15 protein-coding genes are annotated in these 22,996 nt (G+C 51.9%); 8 read left to right on the top strand and 7 right to left on the bottom strand.

The genetic code is table 11. The features are described from left to right. Positions 1–5: 5 nt before the first annotated feature. Genes B9G79_RS03685 through B9G79_RS03665 form a run of 5 tightly spaced genes read right to left on the bottom strand, consistent with a single transcriptional unit; the run spans position 6 to position 8,991 of the window. On the bottom strand, positions 6–3,101 hold the full coding sequence (locus B9G79_RS03685; protein ID WP_088564351.1) for a UvrD-helicase domain-containing protein: 3,096 nt from the start codon (positions 3,099–3,101) through the stop codon (positions 6–8). Then, entirely contained in the window at positions 3,077–5,800 is a 2,724-nt protein-coding gene (locus B9G79_RS03680; protein WP_088566765.1) for a PD-(D/E)XK nuclease family protein, read from the bottom strand. Before B9G79_RS03680 ends, B9G79_RS03685 begins: the two co-directional genes overlap by 25 nt. A gap of 6 nt (positions 5,801–5,806) precedes the next feature. Continuing rightward, entirely contained in the window at positions 5,807–6,925 is a 1,119-nt protein-coding gene (locus tag B9G79_RS03675) for a hypothetical protein (protein ID WP_232469111.1), read from the bottom strand. Continuing rightward, the gene (locus B9G79_RS03670; protein WP_088564349.1) at positions 6,925–7,896 is read right to left on the bottom strand and encodes a hypothetical protein; all 972 of its coding nucleotides are present in this window, start codon (positions 7,894–7,896) and stop codon (positions 6,925–6,927) included. The genes B9G79_RS03675 and B9G79_RS03670 overlap by 1 nt, the downstream gene beginning before the upstream one ends. Positions 7,897–7,905: 9 nt before the next feature. After that, a complete protein-coding gene (locus B9G79_RS03665; RefSeq protein ID WP_232469109.1) occupies positions 7,906–8,991 on the bottom strand; it encodes a hypothetical protein in 1,086 nt (361 codons plus the stop codon). 203 nt (positions 8,992–9,194) lie between these two features. Between B9G79_RS03665 and B9G79_RS03660 the strand changes: the two genes are divergently transcribed. Beyond that, on the top strand, positions 9,195–9,917 hold the full coding sequence (locus B9G79_RS03660) for a hypothetical protein (RefSeq protein WP_088564348.1): 723 nt from the start codon (positions 9,195–9,197) through the stop codon (positions 9,915–9,917). Between the two features lie 133 nt (positions 9,918–10,050). Here the strand turns inward: B9G79_RS03660 and B9G79_RS03655 are convergent, their stop codons facing one another. Then, entirely contained in the window at positions 10,051–11,232 is a 1,182-nt protein-coding gene (locus tag B9G79_RS03655) for a hypothetical protein (protein ID WP_232469107.1), read from the bottom strand. Positions 11,233–11,457: 225 nt separating this feature from the next. Between B9G79_RS03655 and B9G79_RS03650 the strand changes: the two genes are divergently transcribed. After that, complete coding sequence (locus B9G79_RS03650) at positions 11,458–11,856, top strand: hypothetical protein (RefSeq protein ID WP_232469105.1); 399 nt, start codon at positions 11,458–11,460, stop codon at positions 11,854–11,856. Here B9G79_RS03650 and coaE read toward each other — a convergent pair. Then, positions 11,847–12,452, bottom strand: a complete 606-nt coding sequence (gene coaE / locus B9G79_RS03645) for a dephospho-CoA kinase (protein ID WP_088564345.1) — start codon at positions 12,450–12,452, stop codon at positions 11,847–11,849. The genes B9G79_RS03650 and coaE overlap by 10 nt on opposite strands. Before the next feature lie 65 nt (positions 12,453–12,517). Between coaE and B9G79_RS03640 the strand changes: the two genes are divergently transcribed. Genes B9G79_RS03640 through B9G79_RS03615 form a run of 6 tightly spaced genes read left to right on the top strand, consistent with a single transcriptional unit; the run spans position 12,518 to position 22,992 of the window. Beyond that, positions 12,518–14,479: a protein kinase domain-containing protein gene (locus B9G79_RS03640; protein ID WP_088564344.1), complete on the top strand. Its 1,962-nt coding sequence runs from the start codon at positions 12,518–12,520 to the stop codon at positions 14,477–14,479. 40 nt (positions 14,480–14,519) lie between these two features. Beyond that, entirely contained in the window at positions 14,520–16,301 is a 1,782-nt protein-coding gene (locus B9G79_RS03635; protein ID WP_088564343.1) for an AMP-dependent synthetase/ligase, read from the top strand. Beyond that, positions 16,298–17,038, top strand: coding sequence for a formyltransferase family protein (locus B9G79_RS03630; protein WP_088564342.1), 741 nt, complete (start codon positions 16,298–16,300; stop codon positions 17,036–17,038). The genes B9G79_RS03635 and B9G79_RS03630 overlap by 4 nt, the downstream gene beginning before the upstream one ends. Then, on the top strand, positions 17,035–19,449 hold the full coding sequence (locus B9G79_RS03625) for an alpha/beta fold hydrolase (RefSeq protein ID WP_088564341.1): 2,415 nt from the start codon (positions 17,035–17,037) through the stop codon (positions 19,447–19,449). Before B9G79_RS03630 ends, B9G79_RS03625 begins: the two co-directional genes overlap by 4 nt. Then, the gene (locus B9G79_RS03620; RefSeq protein WP_232469103.1) at positions 19,442–20,305 is read left to right on the top strand and encodes a UbiA family prenyltransferase; all 864 of its coding nucleotides are present in this window, start codon (positions 19,442–19,444) and stop codon (positions 20,303–20,305) included. The genes B9G79_RS03625 and B9G79_RS03620 overlap by 8 nt, the downstream gene beginning before the upstream one ends. Positions 20,306–20,307: 2 nt before the next feature. Beyond that, positions 20,308–22,992 (top strand): phosphoenolpyruvate synthase, encoded by a 2,685-nt coding sequence (locus tag B9G79_RS03615; RefSeq protein ID WP_088564340.1) that lies wholly within the window; start codon positions 20,308–20,310, stop codon positions 22,990–22,992. The last annotated feature ends 4 nt before the right edge of the window (positions 22,993–22,996 follow it).

The following is a 22,996-nucleotide window of genomic DNA, read 5'->3' as shown; positions in this document are numbered from 1 at the left end:
AATTCCTAGACAAGGAAATAGTTATCGATGCTCTTTTCAAGCCGTTCGTTCAACTCTTTGAGACTGCCCAAAGTTTCGATCTTGACCACTTCGTCCACAGGATAAACAACCGCCAGTTTCACCTGCTGCACGTTATCCAGATATTTCATACGATACAGCGCCCAGGTGTAGGCCTCCAACTGCCTGAAAGCAGTGTCTGAATATCGTTGGGATCCGGTTTTGTAATCCACCATCCACAACGTGCCGTCCACAACACCCCAAAGATCGATCTGCCCCTGCATCAGGGCGTCCTTGTACTTTAGAGCAAACCCCCACTCGACAAATCCCTCATTAATGATTCTTAGAAGTGGCAGTTCCGGGGTCTTGGCCAGGAACTGCAAAGGCTTCTTCAAATCCTCGTCTGAAATCTTCAGAAGCTCGTCAAAGGAGGTAAACTTCAAAGCTTCAAACAAACGGTGCGCATTAGTCCCCTGCTGAGCCCGGGCCAAGCCCGACCCCAACTGAGAGGCCTTCGGTGTGTAACCACCCCCAGCCTGAACACCTTCCGGCGTCACCAGCTCGGTGACAGAAATATACTTTCGTTTTTCAGATGCTTGCGCCTGCCATTGCGGGCGCAGGTCCTTTTCCGCGAGGTCCTGCTCGGACATTTTTTGCGGCTGAGGATTCTCGCTGCGTACAACGTAAGAAAAATCTTTTTCCTCGTGAAGACCTTCTTCCAGATTCAACGGGCAATGGGCCGCCCAGGATTTCTTCCCGACCTTTTTATCCCAAAGCAACGTCACTCCGGATTTGGCACGGGTCAAAGCCACATACAAAACACGGTTGAATTCCTCGGTTTCACGCTTGCGCAGTTCTTCCACAATCTGATCGGCCAACACACTGCCGGCCATGGCTTGAGTTTCTTCGTTGCGCACTTTCAAAGACCACTGTCCGGTCTTTTCATGAATGCTCAAAACCGGCGCATGACTGGCGCGCGGGTCATTCCCCATGCCCGGTAAAATCACCTGATCAAACTGCAACCCTTTGGACGCGTGGACCGTCATAAAGTTCACACGTTTGGGTTCAATCACCGGAGTCGCATCCGCATCCTCGCCACCCTCATCGGTCGAAAGTGTTTCAAGACTCGAATCCAGGAAGTCCAGATAGTTAAAACCCGGACGGCGTTCTTCCTGCGAAAGCAAAGAGATAACCTTCCACAGGTTCGCTTCGCGACGGCCGGTGGAATCAATACGTGCGGAATAATCAAACAGACCCAGATCAATCAGGGCCTTTTTCAGTGTCCAGGACAAGCCTTTGATTTCAGCCTGCGCCAAAAGAGCCTTCATCACCCGTAGCGGATGGATTTCAGGCTTCTGATCCAGACCCTTTTGTGCTTCTTTCCAGAAAGAATGACGGAACGAATGGCAATAAGAAAGAATCTCGCTGTCCGGCAGCGCCAGCCATGGCGATCTTAAAAGCGCCACAAAGTTGGCATTGTCATGGGGATTCACCAGGAACTTCAGAACCGCCAAAGCATCCAGCACCTCACGACGCTCATAGAATCCGCTGCCGCTGTGAAGCTGCAAAGGCACACCGTATTCCTGCGCGACCTTGGCAATGTCTTCCAAAGTTCTATGTGTGCGCCCCAGAACACAGATCTGCTCCGGACTGGTTCCAGCCTGCAACAGCTCCTGAATGCGTGCAACAGTGGCCAGGATCTCGGCCGAGGTTTCATCCTCGTCACCGGTTTCAGACAGAACAACCTGCACGACTGGAACTTCGGGGCCTTTTTTCGGTTTCTTTTCATCCGGGGTCATCGCAGCAAACTGCGAACCCAGACGAGTGAAGTAATGATTGAAGAACTCCAGCACTTCCGGGGAAGAGCGATAGTTCACAAGCTTGACCTGCACGTCGCCCTGCTGGGCTTCGATTTCAGCCACCTTTTCACGGAAGACCTCTGAACGGGCGCCACGGAAAAGATAAATACTTTGTTGAGGATCCCCGACGATGAACACCGGCTTTTCCCCAACAAGATGGCGCAATAGCTCCACCTGCACGGGGCTGGTGTCCTGATATTCATCGACCATCCAGAAGTCCCATTCCTGGGAAAACTTCACTGCAGCTTCGGGCTGATCCAAAGTGATCTTGGAGGCCAAGGTTTCAAGATCACTCATCGAAAGCAGACCGCTTTCCAGCTTGGTCTGCATAAAGTCGCGACAGAAGTTCTGTGCCAGTTCTTCAAACAGCGCACAGTTCTTTTCATGACGATCCCAGTATTCGGGACGATAGCGGGGTTCAGCCAACAAACGATCAACACGGTCTCGCAGCTCTTCCAGCTCTTCATTCAGACTTAAACTGAATGGCGGAGTCGCTTTGCGGAAGACAGGCTTGCTGATGTTTTCCCAGAAGGACTCCAGGCGGGCAAAGAAGCCCTCCCAATCCCCGTTGGCAGCATTCCAGTCAAAACCAGTCATGGCACCGGCATAATCCACCCACTTGTCATTGCTGGTTTCCTGGGAAATTTCCAGGCACACCCGGCGCAAAGCCCCGCCGATATCAGCCACAAACTTGGCGGTTTCTTTTTCCATCTCGCCACGACGGATGAAGGTCATTCCCGGAAAGATCACCTGTTCGCCGAAATACTTCAGCAGGGCCCCTTCCAGAGTCTGAAAGTCATATTCTTCCAAAAGTTCCTGCAACTGCGGGTTTTCCAGCAGGTACTTGCGCATGATCTTGCGTGCGCCCTTGCGAATCTCGGATTCGCTCATGATTTTATAGTCCGGAGTCAGTCCGATGGAGGAACCATAGCGGGACAAGAACAGGCTTAGCACCCCGTGAATGGTTGAAATCTGCACCTGGGACTTGGAGCTGACAAACTGGAACAAACCTTTGTTCTTTTCATCGGTCTCTTCTTCAACCAGCGCTTTTCCAACAAGACGCTCTTTCAGTTCCTGCGTGGCTTTGCGGGTGAAGGTCGTCACCACGATCCGCGGGAACTTTTTATCCTTGGCTTTAAAAGCTTTCGCAAAATCCAGGAAGGTCTGGGTCAAAGTCGTTGTTTTCCCCGCACCGGCACCGGCACGCAGGATGATATTTCTTAATTCAGGTGTGGTGCCCGACATTGTCGCCTCCACTCACAGCTAGTACAGGTTTTGAAATCAGCCGGCTTCGCATCACATTCACCATTCTTGATGCGGCCCAAAGTCGTCATCAGAATCTGGCTGAACTCGGTCAGATAGCGTTCTTTGGCCTCGAAGGTGGCGTTTTTGTCCTTGCGTTTGTTGGCCGGGTAAAGAACGCCGGCCAGGTCATCGACCTTGAAGCCCTTGCGCTCAAAGTTTCTGAAAACATAATAGAACAATCCGATGACTTCACCTTGCACGTCCTGCACCAGGCCCTTTTCCAGAACCCACATATAGAACAGCAGCTGCAACTCACGATTCTTCAACCACGAACCATGGGCGGAAATCCCGCCCGAAGAACTTTTGTAATCCACCACCACCAGCTGCTGGCCGCCATCGCTGTCGATTCGGTCAATCTGCCCCGAAATGCGGAAGCAGTTGTCGCGGGCTTCAGTGGAAACATCCCCGGACTGCGGGTCCAGATAAAACTCAAAACGTTTTTCGCGTCCGATGGTGCGGGTTTTCTTAAACTCCTCGCGCCAGCGCTTTTCAAAATCCAGGAAGCGCAGACCCAGTTGTACGTGTTTCTTTTTCAGCGGCATCCACAGACGCTCGTCTGCGAACACCAGCTTCTTTTCTACCCGCACGGTTTCAAGCAACTGATCCAGCTCTTCAACCTTCCAGTCAAAGCGCATGGGCTCAATCGTCAGCTTTTCAAAGATGGCATGGGCTAACTGCCCGCGGGTGCGATGATCCACATCCAGATCAATGTCCGGCAGGTCTTTTAATTTGAAATATCTTTGTGCCGCGAAGATAAACGGACACTCCAGGAAGCTTTCCACCGCCGACGCCGAAATGCGTGGCAATTCTGGCGATGTAATTGTGGCAAAGGGAACTTTGCCCAGATCCTGAAGGATTCTTTGTTCTACCAGCTCTTTTCTTCCAGCCAGCAGCGGACGCTCCCCCCGCTGTGTCGAGTGTTGCAATTCGTCCCAGCGGGTTTCCAGAGGCACCGTCAGCTTTTCGTGCTCGCCCTGCAGGCTCATCCAGAAAGTGGCCGGTGAACACAGGGAACCGCTTAAGTCCGTGGCGCCGAAGCAATAAAGGTCTTCATCACTTTCCGCTTCTGCCAGCAAACGCAACTCAAACTCCAGATCGCTTTGATCCGGATTGTCCAGATAGAATCCAATGTCTTTGGCCAGTTCAAAATAGTCTTGTCCTGAAAGCTGGGTCTTGTTGCGACCCTTCAGGGCTTCATCAGTCAAGCCCACGAAAATACGACGACGGGCTTTTTCACTGTGGGCCGACATCAGTTTCGTCACCATGATCCCGCGAGGCTCGCCTTTTTCCAAAGTGTATTCCTTGGCAGCGACGATGCTTTCAAGATAGCTCAACCATTCTTTCCAGGTCAGGGATGTGCCGGCCACAGCGTTTTGCAGAAGTTCACGCAAAACAACCTGCACGATATCGGTTTCATCGGAATTCCAGGACAACAAAGCTTTAGCGACAAATTCATCGCGCTTTAAGAAACCGCCCAGATCCATCTGTTCGAAAAAGACCTTATGCACGATTTCATTGCGCGCCAGATCCTCATTGACATAGAGGCTCTTAAACAGGGACCGGAACTCCTCGTAGCGCAGTTGTTGGGCCTCTTCTTTTTCAAAGAATGAAATCTCCAGATCCGAAGTCGATAGTCGGCCGCTTTTGGATCTGAGCAGTGCCAGCCAACGGGTCACCGAAGGCAGGCTTTGTGCCTTGTGAGTGATGTCTTTTTGCGCGGGAATGCCCTCTTCAGCCAGATACGCCTGAAGCACCGGCCAATAGGTTTCAATGTCCGGGGCAATAACGGCGATATTTTCAGCGGCAATGCCCTGATCCAGCCACTGACGAACCTGCCCGACACTGTGTTTGATTTCAGCCAGCATCCCTGAGAAACGCAGAACTTCGGATTTCTTTTCCCCACGCACCACCGCCGGAAGCTTTTGCACTGCCGTGCTCATCGCACGCAGGTCTTCATAAGGTTGCAACAGGAAGTGGAAGTCCGACCGCCAGGCAGGGGTTGGTTCTAGCACCACGACATCAACCGAACGGGAAAGCGCCTGCAGCAGCTCAGCCTCCACCCGCGTGATCTCTCCGCTGAGATCCACGATCAAGGGCATGCTCCAGACTCTTTCCAGATCAGGGAAGGTTTGCAGGTACGCGGTGATCCAGTCGGCTGTGATCACACGGTGTCCATCGACCAGCATCTTCGCGCAAAGTCGCGCGCGCAGATACCATTCCTGCCAACGGTTCTGAGCTTCCGAGTGGCTTTCAAACCACTCCTTCAGACGTTCAGTGCCTTCCGGGTGAAAGATGACAGCCGCCATCTGATCGATATAACTAAACACAGTGTCTTCGGCAGAGGAATTCACACCCAGAACATCGGCGTGTTCATCCATGATTGTGCGCAGAAGCGAGCGCGCAAACGGATCACTGACCAGACGAAGCCCCGGATCCAGACGCTTTAGCAGCATCTTCCACAGGTCACTGGCACGCAGAACGGATTCATCGATGTACTGGCCATCACGGCCCAGGATTTTTTGCTGAAGTTCAAATTTGGTGCGCAGATCCGACACGAGCCAGGATTGCTCGCGGGGATTGTAATTGGCGAAGATCTCAGAAATCTGAGATCTGCTTTCAATGGAAATTACTTTCAGCATTCAGGATTACCGGCGTTGTTTCAGTTTTCTCTTCTTGCCGCTATTATCCGTGAATTTGAAGTTAGCATCAAAGCTTAAATCAATGCTGAGGCCCACCATGATGCGATTGTCAGCACTCTGGCCCGGGTAAACACCCAGCTCCTCTGTGTAACTTGCAGCATCAAGACGGAAAATAAAGAAATCAAAGCCTGCACCATAGGAGAAATACCCCTGATTGATACCAGCGCGGATATCCAGGAACGGAATTGAAATCTCAGTCCCCAAATGCAACTTTTTTCCGATCTGTATGTCCGGATCCAAAAGGTGCTGGCCTTCCAGAGCCACAATCCAATCAAGACCCGGAAGATCAAAGCCCAGGGACACCCCCGCCCCCAGATTCTGAGGAATATGCGACGGAGCATCCGCCCCGGCAGTTTTTTCGAAAGCCGTGTTACCCACATCTTTCCACACCACGGTCAGGGTTGGATTCAGCGGAGTGTCCGCCTGAGTCAGCAAGGCGATGTCCACGCCATAGCCGGTACCCTTGTTTTCAAATTCGTCCATGATGGCGTTGATGTCACCCGCGTTGGCCACGGTCGTCAGACCCAGCTCTTGCACGTCTCCACCCCAGCGATTCACGCGCTTCATTGCCAGGCCCAGGAAGGTCTTCGGTCCCAGCGGATAAGCTCCGCCGATATAATAAGCCGAGTCGTTGCGGAAGTACGTCGTGAACTCGGGATAGCCGGGGTTATGCAATTCCAAAGAAAGAGTATAGTCGGTGTAATAGCCAAAGCCTATGTAGGGTAAAGCAATCGCGGCACTTCCCGTTCCCAGGAAATGCAGACGGCGTCCAAACAGGTCGTTGTAAGTGGACGGGTCATTGGAGTCGATTCCTTCGATGGCATCAAGGTCCTCAGTGCTTGGCACTCGTCCCCCCAAGCCCACGCTGAGAAGATGAATATCAAGACCCTCGATTTTACCCATCGCCGCCGGATTTGAAAACAGCGCCTCCGACCCATGAACTGTCGTCAGCATTGTACCCCCCATCCCCAGAGAGCGGATAGGACGATACATCTGATTGATTTCCTGCGCCTGCGCTGACAGACCCAGAAGCAAAAGAATGAAAGACGCCAGGAACTTCATCATCAGAACCCCGGAATCTTCAGACGAGGGCAGCATGCCGCCGCGTCAGGATAAACTTTAGTAGGATCACAAGTCCCAAACCCCATGCCGTTGGCATCCATCAGCACGCGGATTGTGTAGAGCAGTTCCGGAGTCACCGCCGCCTCATTGGTCGCGGTGCAGTTGCCGGCCCCGGCCACATCCTCGCACTGAGTGAGCGCATCCTGCAAAGCTGTCAGCGTGGAATTGTCACCGGAAAGTACAGAGGCCAGCGCGGAAATGTTCTCAAAAATCAGGCCAATTCCAGAGGCCACTTTTTTGGCTTCGGTGTCAGTGACTGAACGAGTTGGCGCCACAACCGGTGCCGGGATTGCCAGTGGATTCTGCGGACTTGGGCCGGGTTGTTCCCAGCCATCGGTGGCTGTGGCGGTGCCCGGCGCACCCGAATAGTTATGGCAGACACTGAAGTCCGTATTATAGACACCGTCAGCGACGCCGTCATTGGTTGGATCCAACTTAGCACCCAAGGTGGTTCCTATCCGGGCAATTCCCAGAATGGTCATGAAAAGATTCTGATCCTGCGTGCGCTGCAAAACCGTACCCAAACTCGAAATAATGGAAATCGCCTGATCACAGGAAGCGGTATCAAGTGTATTGCCCCCGAAAATCGAAACAAAGAACGGGAAGATATTCGCAGACGGGCTGTTTTGCATGCCGCTGATGATATCCACGAAAGTAAAGCCGCATTTGCCGGCATAAGCTCCGGCCAAAGTTTCCTTCACGCTGACTTTCGCAGCGTAAGAAGGCGACAGTTGATTTTCGATAATATCAATGGCTTCGTCCCACTCCAGAGCATCGAGCTTTTTCTTGGCCTCATAGTAAAGTGCATCGTCTGAATCGGTGTCCGAGACATCGGTCAGCAGATTTGGCTGGGCACAGGAGGTGGTCAGTACCAGGCTCAGCAGAATTATGAAAGCTTGTTTAACACTTTTCATGCTTCATCCTTAAAACCGGTATGCGAACTTGACGGTGTATCGTCTGTCTTCTTTGGGTGAATCTGAGGTGCCGATCTCTTCGCCGTAGGTGGCAAACTGCCACTGAAAACGTTCGGAGGCGAGCTCCATACCAGCGGTCCAATATCTTTGATTATATCCGGCACGGGCAAAAACCACATCCCCGAAGTTCAATTCGAGACCGCCGTGGATCAATTTGGCTTTGTCCTCTTCATCCCCTGATGTTAATAAGCCACGGTACTCCACCGTCCAAGCAGAGCGAACGTAATTAGAATGAATCGGAAAGATTGCTGCTGCGACATCAATGTCCTGCTTCACCAAATTGGGACGGTTGGCTGTGTCTAATCGGACACCATGGGCCTGATCGAAGCTGGTGCCACCCACATCACGAACAACTGCCGACAATGTCGGAATCATTTTCCACGGTGCCGCCAGAATCAAACCCACATCTGTTGAAAGCCCCACACCTTCACTGGCGATGGAGTCATAACTCATCGGGCCCGTCGCAGAAAGAACCGGATCATCCACTTCCACCCGACTGATCAGTTTGGTGTTGAAGCCCAGCTTCACGCGTCCATCAAAGAAGCGGAAGTTAAAGCCCAGAACGAATGCCAGGTCATTGCGATAATAAGCATCGACGGTGCTGCCATCGGCCGCCATCGTGGCATCCAGAGTGTAGTTACCATAGATCCCCACTCCGAAATTTCTGCCCACGAAGGACGGGAACACCTGAAGTTTTGCATGATAGGGAGTGCCGCGTTTTTTATCCAATGCGCCCAGCACGTCCTCTAAGCTGTAGGGATTTGAAAAAGACTGATCCGCATAGAAGCCCTGAGTCTCTGAACCAAATTCAATTTCAGGATCGAAGATCGTCCCATAGAAATCACGCAGTTTACCCAGCGCTGCCGGATTCACCAGCAAAGCGGTTTCATCATTGGTTACAGCCAGACAGGCTCCGCCCATTCCCAGGCAGCGCACACCACTATAAAAATTATGACGCTCACGTGCATTCACTTCCGGCGTGAATACCATCAAAAGAAACATTTGAATGAGCGTTATCCACAAAATCCTTTTCATAGATACCCCGATTGAAAAACATCGAAACAAGTCATCATCCTTATCGGTCGAACAGGGGATCACATTGAGACGTTTCAGAAAAATACATTCAAAGGTCCTGCTTACATATTCGTTACGAATTCACGACCATTGTCGATTGTGAGTTAAGGACCCCGGATGAATTCCGATAAGTTCTCTGTACCTAAGACCAAGGAGTATCCAGGATGTTTTCGAAGAAAATCGCAACCATGATTCTAGGATTGAGCGCAGCTCTTCTCACGGGATGTGAGGGTGAACAAACTGAGAAAGACATGATCGCCGAAGCCCAGTTCTGTCTGGACGAAGCGCGAGATGCCGCTTCCGCCCAAGCCTGCATGAGCAAAATCAACGGGATCACCTCCCCGAACGCTTATACATTAAGATGTGCGGCTGGATTTATTTCCTCCGGCATCACCTCTGCTGCCAACCTGTCTACGGCCCTGACTGCAATCAGTGAAGGCGGCGGTCCAACAGATATGCTGAACGCATTGAACTTTGGCGATGTTAGTCTTGTGAACGACACCGCCAACTACTGCAACCAGTCCGGTCAAAAAGGTCTGGCTTTGATTGGTGCCATGGCGAAAAGTGCGACGGCTCTTTCCAATGCCGCCGAACTTCTGAATCTGGGCTCTTGTGGTGGTGACATCGCAAGCTGTGATACAGCAGCGATTGAAGGCGCTATCAACGACATTATCGCTGATCCGAACTCGCCTGCCGCTGTGGAAGCAATCGAAGCTATCGGCTCTTCGATTCAGACGGTGTATTCCGTAACTTGTGGCGGAACCAACAACGCCAACTCTGACATCTGTGGCGACATCAACCAGGCAGCCGCTAGTGCCGGCATTGACATGTCCACCGCAGACATCAACGCCATCGGCCAAGCCCTGCTAGCCCAATGGCAACCATAAAAGGTACCTGCTTACTTTTGCAGAAGCATCGAGCCATTTGTCCGAAATACAGATTTAAAAATAGCAAAACGGCCCTAAAGTGGGCCGTTTTCTATTTTGCTGCAGAGCTTCTGCAAAAGTAAGCAGGTACCTTTTAGAAGTCGAGGTTTAGGCGGGTCATGTAGACGCGGCTTTCAACCGGGGTGTTGCGGGTGCCGACGTCATCCGCGTAGGATGCGAAATCCAGATTGAAGATCCCCAGCTCTGCGGAAATACCTGCTGTCCAGAATGACTCTTTCAGGCCCACTCTGTAGTGACCTTTCCACCAGGTGGAAACTGTCCAGTCGAATTCAAAACCAAGGTGAACACCTTTTCTCCAGTTAAAGTCAGGGTGTCCAAGATCACGCACATCCAAAACTCCGCGCCCACCAAAGATCCACATGCTTGGGTATTCCCAGCGAGTCCCGATATCCACCACACGATACAGTTTCTCCGGTTCCCCGTTCTGGCCCTCTTTATTCAAGAGCTTCAAAGAAGAACCAAACCCGGTTTCAGCAACGTTACGAACCACCAAACCCACAGTCGGGCTGGCCAGACGAAGCACCGACCACAAGCCTGAATCCGGCAATTCCGGAGTCCAGAGGAAACCAATGTCGGCATCAATCGTGTAGCCTTCCAGCATGTCCTCTTTCTTAATGATCTCATCCCCGTTGGCAAAATCCGTGGAACTGATCGGACGGCTGTAGAATCCACGGTTCACAAATTTACCGGTCACACCCCAGGAAAGACGACCATGATCCACTCCTTTGACATCATCGGCATAAGACAATGCCAGAGTGGTGTCAGCATAGACGGTCGTGTTCACCGTAGGCCCGACTTGCTGGTGCATCGCCATTTCAACCGACACATCAGCCGGAATCAGGGCAATACCCCAATTCGGACGAACCCAGAAGCCTTCCATCGGTGCGATACGCATAGAATAAACTTCGCCATAGTTCTTTTCAATCAGCTCCAGATAAGCCTGCTGTTTCTGCTGATCGGTCTGATTGCTTTTATCGATGTCCGAGAACTCATTATAGAAGTCCATCGCCCCCGGAGTCCCCCCCGCAGTCAGGGACAGATTGATTTGACCGTCTTCACGACGAGCCAGACCTGCCGGGTTATAGAACATAGCCGAATAATCATTGGCAACCGCCACGAAAGCGTCACCCATCCCCAAGGCGCGAGGAGCCTGATAATGATGGTGAATGGTGGTGCTGATGCTTTCAGCCTGCGCCGATACAGTGGTGATCATCGCAGACAGGCCCGCGAGGAACAGGAATCCTCTATTGAACATAAGTTTTGCCTCCAAAATTCTTACCATTGATTGTAGACATAATTTATACTTTGTCTTATGCGAGTTTTTCTTAGCCTCCTTTTTTTGACCTTGGTCGTGAGTTCAATTCAGAGCCTTGCTGCTCCCACAACAACGACCACTTTAGAAACCTCCCCGCTTTCAGGCGAGGACGATCCTGATCTGGCATCTGTAAAAGTCTCAGATTTTGCAGAACGAAAAGAATTTATGATTCAGACGTCGCTGGGATATCAGAGCGGAAATTATCTGGAGCGCGACGAGTGGACACAAGGCCCTTATGTGGCCCTGCGCTTTGCCTTTATCAAACAATCCCCGCTGCCAGTCTGGGACTATGAGCTTTCCTACAACACTGAGGAATTCCTCGGACTCGGTTTGGGACACCGCTGGTATTTTGCGGAAGAAGACCGCTATTTGCCTTATGCCCGTCTGGGGGGCAATGCTTATCTGGAATCTTCTGACGGAGTGACGGGCTTGATTGAAATCCGCCGCTGGAGAGTTCATGCCGGGATTGGCGCCGGAGAGACCTTCACCGGCGAGATCGGCACCGGCTTTTCAGTGACCGGGCCGGATATCTATGCCCAGTTCGGCTACAATTTTCAGTTCTGATTTTTACGTTCTTCCAGCCATTTCAGCAACCGCTCCACTTCGCGCAGCAGATGCTGCTCGTCGCGGTTGTTGTGCAGGACAAAGTCCGCCCCCTGCTCTTTAAACTGAAGGGGAATCTGCGAAGCAATGCGCATCTCGATTTCATCCTCGCTCCAGTTCTGACGGCGCAGACGTTCTTTTTGCTGTTCCTTCGTGCATGACACCACGATCACACCGTCGAACTGATCCTTCGCGCGGGTCTCAAACAACAGAGGGATGTCATAAATGGCCAGCTTATGGCCCATATCCTCATACAGCCGACGACGACGGCGGGTCTCTTCACGAATCAAAGGATGGGTGATGGCTTCAAGTTTGTGCAAAAGCTCGGGATGACCGAAGACTTTCTGCCCAAGCTTGCGTCGGTCCAGGGCTCCTTCGGCAGTCAAAAACTCTGGACCGAACTCTTGTATGACGGACTTAAGTCCAGCAGAGCCCGGCTTCACGACTTCCTTGGCAATTTCATCAGCATCCACCACCGGAATGTCGTGAGTTCGGAGCATTCTGCTGACCGTGCTCTTGCCACAGGCTATACCTCCGGTCAGTCCAATCCATTTCATATTTGAAACTCCTTAAGGATTATTTTTATTTTACCGATAGTCTTCTCAAAGGGGAACATGATTTCATGTCTCAAGCTGTGGAACAATTTGGAAAATACATTCTTCTAGAGAGACTTGCCGCCGGTGGTATGGCGGAAGTGTATCTTTCTAAATCCACAGGCGCAGTGGGCGTCAATAAGTTTGTCGCTATCAAACGCATTCTGCCCCAATATTCCGATCATCAGGACTTTATTGAGATGTTCAAGGAAGAGGCAAAGATCGCCGTGAACCTGAATCACGGTAACGTTGTCTCAATTTACGATTTCGGGGTTGAAAAAGCCCAGTTTTTCCTTGTCATGGAATACGTCGAAGGCCGCAACCTTCGCCAGATTCTGAATGAGCTTAAAAAAACCAACACCCAATTCACCATCGAGCAGATCGTTTACATGATCAAAGAGGTGGCGGCTGGTCTTGACCACGCTCACCGCTGCATCGATGGCACCACCGGCAAACCGCTGAACATCGTTCACCGTGACATGAGTCCGCAGAACATCATGGTCAGCTTTGAAGGTGAGGTGAAGATCATCGACTTCGGTATCGCCAAAGCGGAAACGCAAATGGAAGCCACCAAAGCCGGGACTCTTAAAGGCAAATACGGTTACATGAGCCCTGAGCAGGCCGATGGCCAGTCCATCGACCCGCGCACGGATATTTTCTCCATGGGTATCGTCCTGTGGGAGCTTCTGGCCAACGACCGTCTGTTCACTTCCAACAGTGAAGCGGCGATCCTGCGCAAGATCCGTGAATGTCAGGTGCCTTCCATCAGAAAGATCAATCCTTCCGTTCCACCGGAACTGGAAAGAATTGTGAACAAAGCCCTGGCGAAGGACAAAAGCCTGCGCTATCAGACTGCGGCGGCCTTCCACCGTGATCTGAACCGTTTCCTGAATACACAATACCCTGAGTTCTCCCCGCACGACTTCAGCGTGTTCATGAAGAACGCCTTCTCGGCCGCCTTCCTTGAACAGCGCCGCAAGCTGGTGGAGTTCGCCAAAGTTCAGGCGCAGCCGACTTCTGAAGACAAAACCATTGTCACTCAGACCGACATGCGCACACCTCAGCGTCCTCCGGCCTACGCACCTCCGGCAGAAACAGCCGAAGGCGAAGAGCGTCTGGATCTGGATACCTCCACGGATATTCGTGTGAATCTGGACAATCTGAAAACGCCGCCAAAACCTTCCATGCCGAAGGCGCCTGGCGCAACAGACACCAACATCACACAAACCCGCACTTCCGCGACAGGCACTTTTGCCTCGGGTCCGGGCACCATGACACGCACGCCTTCCAGCGTGAATCAAATGGGCACACGCACCTCCATCGGCCGACCGGCACCAAGTTCTTCCATGGAAGACATCACCGGTATTGCGATGAAAGCCGTGGGTGCTTTGCTGGTCGTCGTGGGCTTGTGGTGGGGTTACACCAATTTCGTTGCAAAAAAATCCCCGGGTAAATCCGGTGCCACTGCAGGCCTGACTCCAAAACCGGCCAACTCGGGCAATGCCCAGGCTGCCGGCACCCTGCAACAGACCGAACTGGCTGCCACATCACCGGAATACACAGTCACCATCTATTCCAACCCGGGCGGTGCCCGCGTGGTGATCGATGGCAACGACACCGGAGAATTCACACCGGTGCGCAAGACGGTGAAAGCCAACACTCCTTACAGTCTGCGACTGGTGAAGGAAGGTTACACGGATCTGGTGACAACCATCACTCCAACTTACGAGGCGTACTCTTTCACCGGAACTCTTCAACGACTTCCAAGAGTCGCTTCCCTGATTATCAACATCGTCAATGGCGGTGCTAATCCGGAACTTCGCATTGCCGGCGTTCCAGTCAGCATCAAACCATCCGGAGATGCCTATCTGATTCAGGCTGAAGTTGGTGTCAAAATACAGGCTAGAAACAAGACGACAGGACTCTCTGCAGAAACCACAATTACGGTTCCAGCAGACCAGAGAAAAATTGTAGATTTGTATCTGAAATAATCACTTCGTCGCAAAGTTACGGCAACCAGGAGTATTCATCATGACGAAGCCCACCACTTTGGGTCATTCCATTCTAAGCATGCGCAGCCGCAGTCCTCATCATGTGGCTGTCAAGTACAAGGTCAACGACTCCTGGAAAGAAAAAAGCTGGAACGAATACTACTCTGATATCGAGGCTGTTGGCTGTGCCCTGCTGTCTTTGGGGATCAAACCCGGCGACCGTGTTGCCATTATGTCTAACACGCGGGTGGAATGGTCCACGGCGGATCTGGGAATTTTCGGCATCAAAGCCATCACTGTTCCGATCTATCAGAATAACACCGCCGATGATGTGGAATACATTCTGAACAACTCTGAATCCCGCATTCTGATCTGCGAAAGCCGCGGACCTTTGAAAACATTCGAGTCCGTGAAGGCGAAATGCCCGAAAGTGGAAAAGGTCATCGTCTTTGACGAAACCTGCCCGAACCCGGAGGCGATCACGTGGCCGAAACTTTTGCAGATGGGTAAAGACTATCTGACAAAACACCCAAGTCAGTTCCAGGAACTCTGCGCTTCTTTGACCCAGGAAGATATCGCCACTATTTTGTATACTTCCGGAACCACCGGTCGCCCTAAAGGCGTGGTGATGACTCACCTTCAGGCCATCAGCGAAGTCAGCGAAGCTTTCCCGCTGTGTGGTGCCACGGAAGCGGACACTTCCCTGTCCTTCCTGCCTTATGCGCACATTCTGGGACGCATTGAACACTGGGGACATGCTTATATCGGCTTCACCCTGGCTTTTGCAGAAAGCCTGGAAAAAATGCGTGGCAATCTGACGGAAGTTCGTCCGACATTCCTGATGTCGGTTCCCCGCATCTTTGAAAAAATTTATGCTGCGGTGACCGCACAGATTCAGACTCAGCCGTTGAAAATGAAAATCTTCAACTGGGCTTTGGAAGTCGGCACCAAAGTGGGCGACTACAAAATGAGCGGCCAGGTTTTGCCACTGGATCTGCTGGTAAAATACGAACTGGCGAAAAAACTTGTTCTGGACAAGATCCCGACAGCTTTCGGCGGACGTCTGCGCTTTGCCATCAGTGGTGGAGCACCGATCCCTCGTGAAATCGCATTGTTCTTCCACGCCGCAGGTGTGTTGATTCTGGAAGGTTATGGTCTGACTGAAACAACGGCCGCTATCACGGTGAACACTCCATTCAATTACAAATTTGGCAGCGTCGGCCGCCCGATTGGCGAAGTGAAGCTGAAGATCGCTGAAGACGGCGAGATCATGGTTAAAAGCGACAAGGTGATGAAGGAGTACTACAAAAATCCTGAAGCCACCAAAGAAGCCTTCACCGATGGCTGGTTCCACACCGGCGACATTGGCGAAATCCTGCCAGGTGGTGACTTGAAAATCACCGACCGTAAAAAAGATCTGATCAAAACCGCCGGCGGCAAGTACGTGGCCCCACAACGCCTGGAAGGGCTGCTAAGTCTGTCCCCGTACATCGCCAATGTTCTGGTTCACGGCGATCAGAAGAAATACATCGTGGCTTTGATCACGCTGGATCGTCCGGCTGTTGAGAATCTGGCCAAGGAAAAACAAGTCAGTTATTCCGACTGGAATTCCCTGGTGCAATCCCCGTTCGTGGCCGAACTGATCCGCAAAGCGGTGGCTGAAACCAACGCCCAACTGGCAAGTTTTGAAAGCATCAAAAAATACATCATTCTGCCCAATGAATTCACTGTGGAGGGCGGCGAACTGACGCCTTCCCTGAAAGTGAAAAGAAAAGTGCTGGATCAGCGCTATAAGGAAAAAATCGAAGAGCTCTATCTATGAGAACACTGCTGGTCACCTCGGCGGTGACATTTGTTCCGAACAACTATGACAAGCTGACGTTGCCGTTGGCGCAAGAGCCTCATATCGAGGCTCTTGTCGTTATCGACAACCGCAGCTGGGATATTCTGGTTAAAGCGTTCCTGCTGATACTGAGCCTGGCCGCCCCTCGCATGGGCTGGCAGCTGCTGATAAACTTCTTCGATAATTCGCTGACTCGAAAGAAGCAGGCCTATGAAGCCGCTGGCAAAAAGGTGTACATCGTCAAGGACATCAATTCCGAAACATCCCTGGCCCTGCTGGAACGCCTGCAACCAGATCTGATTCTGAATGCGCGCACCCGCTCATTCTTTAAAAAGAAGCTGCTGTCTCTTCCCAAAATGGGATGTTTGAATATCCATCACGGCCTGTTGCCGGATCAGCGCGGTCTGATGTGTGATTTTTGGGCCCATCTTTTAGACACCCCGGCAGGATTTTCCATTCATGAAATGACCTCCAAACTGGACGACGGCGCCTTGCTAAAGGTCGTGGAAGTTCCCTCCGATAAAAAGGATTATCTAAAGTCCCTGGATCTTGGAGCGTCATTCGAAGCAAAAGCAGCCTCGCAGATCCTTCAGGAGTTCGCCTCCCAAGGTAAGATTCAGGGTCTTGAGAACCAGAAAACTGAAAGAACGGTTTACAGAAGCAATCCACGCTTGCGTGACTTTTACCGGCTTCGTTCAAAAGGAGTCAGAATATGAAAACCATCATTGCTCTGCACGGAAACCCCGGCCATCCTGAGGACTGGAGCCTTTTGCAAAAGAGTCTGGATCCGAAAGCCTACAAACTGCTGGCCGTGGAGGCCGACAGCGAGGAGTGGATCCGCCTGCTGACTCAGGATAAATCCAAAAAAATTCTGCTGGGTCATTCCTGGGGTGGCTATCGTATTTTGAAATCCCTGCCAAAATATCAGGATTATGTTGAACAGGTGGTGCTGGTCACCCCTTACATCAAACCCGAGCGCCCCCTGTCAGCAGTGGCCAAAGGGCTTCTGCAGTTGCCGATTCTGGGTGACAAGCTGATTCAATCCAGTCATTCAAAATCGAAAGACAGCTTCTTTGCTGATCTGATTCATCCCCTCAAGGCCGACACCCTTCCCTATCTTGCCAAGGTTCAAGAACGTTTGCAGGACTGGAAGCTGTGGCAAAAGACTGTCGCCAACAAAATGAAAATGGAAGCTCTGCCGTGGTCTTCCGGCGACGTCTGCAAGGTGCCCGTAACTGTGATCTATGGCCGTCAGGACAAGATCAGTCAGGATCAGGCTCAGAATGAAATCGTCACCAAGTACCCCTCCCATAAAATTGTCCATGTCGACAATGCGGGGCATGGGCTGCTGTGGTCTCACGTTCAGGACATCCTGAACGTTCTAACTGCGGAGGTCAGCAGTGCCTCTGCTTCTGATCATAAAATTGGCTATTATCCGGGTGAGGACGGAAGAAACAACGTCATCACCTACATGGAAAAACACCTGCGCGAGTTCCCTGAACGCGTGGCTTTGCGCTGGGCAAACCCACAAGCCTTGGCGCAGTGGAACGGGGATCCAAAAACCCCGATCAAACACGATGAAATCACCTATCGCCACTTCGCCGCCCGCATCAACTCCTTTGCTCGGGGTTTGCTGGATATCGGTATTAAAAAAGGCGACCGGGTCATCATCTTCCTGCCGATGAGCCTGGACATGTACACCGCGATGTTTGCAGTTCAGCGCATTGGTGCCATTGCCGTGTTCCTGGATTCCTGGGCACGCAGTCACCATCTGGGCGCTTCCGCGGAATGCGTGGGCCCCAAAGCCATGATCAGTTTTAAAATGGCGTTTGATCTGGTGGAACAGGTGCCAGAGTTCAAGTCCATGCCAATTCGGGTGCTGTACGGACCGGGTGACAAATTCACTCACAAATTCGAAGAGCTGTTGAAAGCGGAACCTTCACCGATTGAACCGGTCGAAAGTGAATTCACGGCTTTGATCACCTTTACAACAGGATCCACCGGAAAACCAAAGGGTGCCAACCGCACTCACCGCTTCCTGTCGGCCCAGCACCATGCCCTTTCCCACGTGATTCCGTACACCGAGAAAGACAAGGACATGCCGGCCTTCCCGATTTTCAGTTTGAACAATCTGGCATCCGGAGTGACCACCATCTTACCAGCGCTGAATCTGGCGGCCCCCGCGGCCCACGACTCAGCCCTGCTGGCGTGTCAGATCCTTCACGAAAATATCAACTGCACGACTCTGTCCCCGAGCATGCTGGTCGGCGTTGCGAAGTTCTGCAAAGAGAACAACATTCAACTGACCGGACTGCGTCGTGTGGTGACCGGCGGTGCGCCGATTTCCAAGGATGACGTTAAAGCCTTCTATGAGATCGCCCCGCAAACAGATCTGTGGATTCTGTACGGCTCCACGGAAGCTGAACCGATGGCCCACATTGAAGGCCGCGACATGCTGAAAGAAAGCAACATCACCGATCCAGAGATCATCGAGGAGGGTGTGAATGTCGGCCATATCAGTGAAGACATTGACTATCGCTTCATCCGCATCAAAGACGGCCCGATCGAGCTGAAGGATTCTCCGTGGTCCCAGATCGAAGTGCCAAATGGTGAAGTCGGGGAATTCATCTGTACCGGGGACCACGTCTGCCGGGACTATTACAACAACCCTGACGCCTTCAAGACCACCAAAATTATGGATGAAAAGAACCGCGTATGGCACCGCACGGGTGACTTGGCTTACATCGATCCCGACAAAAACCTGTGGATCGTGGGCCGTGTGAACAACGCGATCGAACGAGCGGGCAAGTACTACTTCCCGGTGCGTGCCGAGGTTCTTTTAAAGCGTATGGACTTCACATACCGCTGTGCTTTCCTGGGCATGGATGATGCGAAGCTGGGCCAGGCCACTTATGCCGTGGTCGAACTTAAAGAAGGCATCGATGCTGCGACATTTGACTTTGCCGCCGCAAAAAAAGAAATCCAGCGTGTCTTTGAAAAAAACAAAATCCCGGTCGATGAGATCAAATTCGTCAACAAGGTTCCAATGGACCCGCGCCATCATTCCAAAGTGGAATACAAAGTATTGCGCGACCAACTGAAAGAGCCAGGAGTCGTCATTGGCTAAGTGGTGGGTTCTGATTAAAGAAAGATTCAGTCCGGCCTCTTACGTGCCCATGATATTCTTATTCTCATGGGCCAACGGACTGTATCTGACCAATTCTCAGGGGCAGGACTGGAGCTGGTCCCGCTTCGCAGTGGTCTTTGTTCTGATGCTGTCGTTCTTTTTCCGCATGCGCCTGTTTGATGAAATCAAGGACTATGAGGTCGACCTGAAGGTCAACCCCACCCGCCCGCTGGCGCGCGGGGTTTTGTCCGTGGCACAGGTCAAAAAAGCGCTGCTGCTTCTGATACTGTTGGAACTGGGGATCGCAGGCTCTTTGGGGCTTTCACCTTTCCTGGTGCACGCCATTGCCATCGGATACAGCCTGATGATGTATGAAGAGTTCTTCATCGGTGACCTGCTGCGCCCGCACCTGACCACCTATGCGGTGTCTCACACCTTTGTGAGTGCACTGTTGGGATTGTCGGCAGGGATTGCCATGACCGGCATGGACCTGAGCCAGTTGAAGACAGAGCACGGCCTGTTCTTTTTGATGAACTGGTTCTTCTTCAACTTGTTTGAATTTGCCCGAAAGACCTTCGCCCCGGAAGAAGAGCGCGACCATGTTCCCAGCTATTCCAATATTTTTGGATGCACCGGAGCCTGGGCCCTTTCCATCAGCCAGGCGGTTTTGGGTGTGGCCTTGATTTACTTCCTGCACCCGAATCTCTGGCCGCCGATTGCTTTGACAATCTATGTGGCCGTGAGCCTTGCCTATCTTTTGCGTAAATCACGCAAAACGGCGGCTTTCTTTAGAAATATCAGCGGCGTTTATCTTCTGGTTCATTACATCATCCTTATTTGTATCTTGGGAGTTTAACCATGCTTGTCACCCCCAAATCGACTCTGTTTTTCGCAAAGAATGAAGCCGGTGGAAAAGGTTTTAATCTTTACTTGATGTCCCAGGCCGGATTGCCGGTGCCTGAATGGGTGGTTTTCGGCAAGCGCTACTTCCATGAATTTCTGCAGTCTGCGGATGTAAAATCCCGTCTGGAAGGCATTTTAGATCGCCTGCTCCGCCAGGAGCTGACACCTGCGCAGGCGGAAAAAGAAGTTTTAAATCTGTTTGAATCCACTCCCCTGCCTGCGATTGTCGAGGCGTCCCTGGACGAAGCCTTGAAGTCGCTGGGGTCCGACAAAGTCTTTTCCGTGCGCTCTTCGGCGGCAGATGAAGACAGTCTGTCCCATTCCTTTGCCGGTCAGCTTTCAAGCTATCTGTATGTTTCCGGCAAAGCAGACATTCTGAAATACATCCGTCAGTGCTGGGCCTCGGCGTTTTCTGAACGCGGTCTGGTGTATCGCCTGGAAAACAAGATTGATCTGAAAAAAATATCGGTGTCTGTGGTTCTGCAACGCATGATCGACCCTGATAAATCCGGTGTTCTGTTTACCTGTGATCCCGTGGCAAAAAAGACCGACAGCTATGTCGTGTCCTCTGTCTATGGCGTCGGCGAGGGGTTGGTTTCCGGGGCCCTGGATGCTGACTCATTCTGGCTTGATGCCAAAAACGGAAAACTTTTGCGGGAAGAACTGGTCGAGAAAAAAGAGATGATGAAGAAATCCGCCTCTGGTCATTGCGAAATGAAACCGGTCAGTGCGGAAAAGGTGAACACGGCCTCTTTAAGTTCTGAAGAACTGAATGGCCTTTACCGCCTGGGGCAAAGAATCCAGGAACAATACCATCGGCCTCAGGATATCGAGTGGGCTGTGGAAAGCGGCAAGATCTATATTCTGCAAACCCGCCCGGTCACAAGCCTGGATCAGGATCTGATTGGTTATCCGAATCTGTGGGACAATTCGAACATCATCGAATCCTATGGCGGCCTGACGTCACCGCTGAGTTTTAGCTTCGCACTAAGGAACTACAAAGCCGTCTATGTGCAGTTCTGCGAAGTCCTGGGGGTTCCCAACGACATCATCAAGGACATGGATTCGTATTTAAGTTACATGCTGGGTTCTTTGGACGGACGCGTGTACTACAACCTGTTTAACTGGTACAAACTGGTCGGTGTCCTGCCGGGCTTTAAACAAAACCGCGAGTTCATGGAAACCATGATGGGTGTGTCTGAAGCCCTCAGCGATGAAATCGCCAATCGTATCAAGCCTCATCCATCCTGGGACACTCCGGTGGGCCGCCTGCGCAAGGCGATCACGGGCTTTAACTTTATTAAATACCACTTCACCATCCAAAGTGTGGTGGATGATTTCCTGACGACCTTCCACAAGGACTATGACCGCTTCCGCGCGATGCCGTTAAAACGCATGCGCGGGGACCAATTGATCCGCGTGTATATGGATGTTGAAAGAAACATGCTGGGCCGCTGGAAGGCGCCCATTATCAACGACTTCCTGTGCATGGTGCACTTTGGTCTTTTGCGAAAGCTCACGACAACGTGGCTGAAAGAACTTGATTCCACCATTCAAAATGATCTGCTGGCCGGAGAAGGCGGACTGGAAAGTGCCGAGCCCACCAAGGCGTTATTGCGACTGGCTGCAAAAGCCAATCAAAATGAAGGCCTGCGCAAGCTGATTGAAGAAACCGATCCGAAAGAAGGCCTTGAAGCCCTGAACCAGTCCCAGTACACCGAGTTCTATAAGCTGGTGCTGGACTATCTGGATCGCTTCGGCTTCCGCTGCATGAGCGAGATGAAGCTGGAAGAGATCGATCTTCTGACCGACCCAAGCTATCTGTTTGTGTGTCTGAAGAACTATCTGAAGTCCGGTCAGGTCGAAGCCCATGACGACACTCACGAAAAAAATCTGCGCCAGCAGGCCGAGGCCAAAGTGGCCGGACACCTGACAGGCTTTAAGCAGAAAATCTATTTCTGGGTTCTGAAGCATGCGCGCAAAGCGGTGAAAAACCGCGAGAACACACGCTTTGCCCGCACCCGTATTTACGGGATCGCCCGCACGATCTTCCAGACAATTGGTGAGGACCTGGCTTCTTTGGGCGCACTGGAGAATCCACGCGACATCTTCTGGCTGACCATCGAAGAGGTCTTTGGGATTTACAATGGCACCCTGCCATCGTTTGATCTGAAAGCCTTCGTGGAGCTTCGCAAGAAGGACTATGCCCGCTTCACCGAAGAAACCGACCCGCGTGTGATGACTCGTGGAGCGGTTTACTGGAACAACAAGTTCATCAAGGAAGAAGACCTGTCCCAGGTCAGCAGCGAAACCGGTGACTGGGATCTGAAAGGACTGCCATGCTGTCCGGGCGTGCTGGAAGGTGTGGTGAAAGTTATCATCAATCCAAGCGACAACCTGGATCTGAATGGCGAGATTCTGGTCACGGCGCGCACCGATCCAGGATGGGTGCCTCTGTATCCGGCGATTTCAGGTCTGTTGGTGGAACGCGGAAGTCTGCTTTCACATTCAGCCATTGTGGCCCGTGAAATGGGCATCCCAGCGATCGTCAGCATCCCGGGCCTGACCAAGAAACTGAAAACCGGCATGAGGGTGCGAATAGACGCCAAAGCCGGAACCATCAAAATTCTGGCGGAATAGCGCT

Origin of the sequence: Bdellovibrio bacteriovorus (genome assembly GCF_002208115.1) — a bacterium.
Taxonomy (GTDB): Bacteria; Bdellovibrionota; Bdellovibrionia; order Bdellovibrionales; family Bdellovibrionaceae; genus Bdellovibrio; species Bdellovibrio bacteriovorus_C.
Note: the sequence above shows the minus strand (reverse complement) of the source record. Positions and strands in the feature narration are given on the sequence as shown.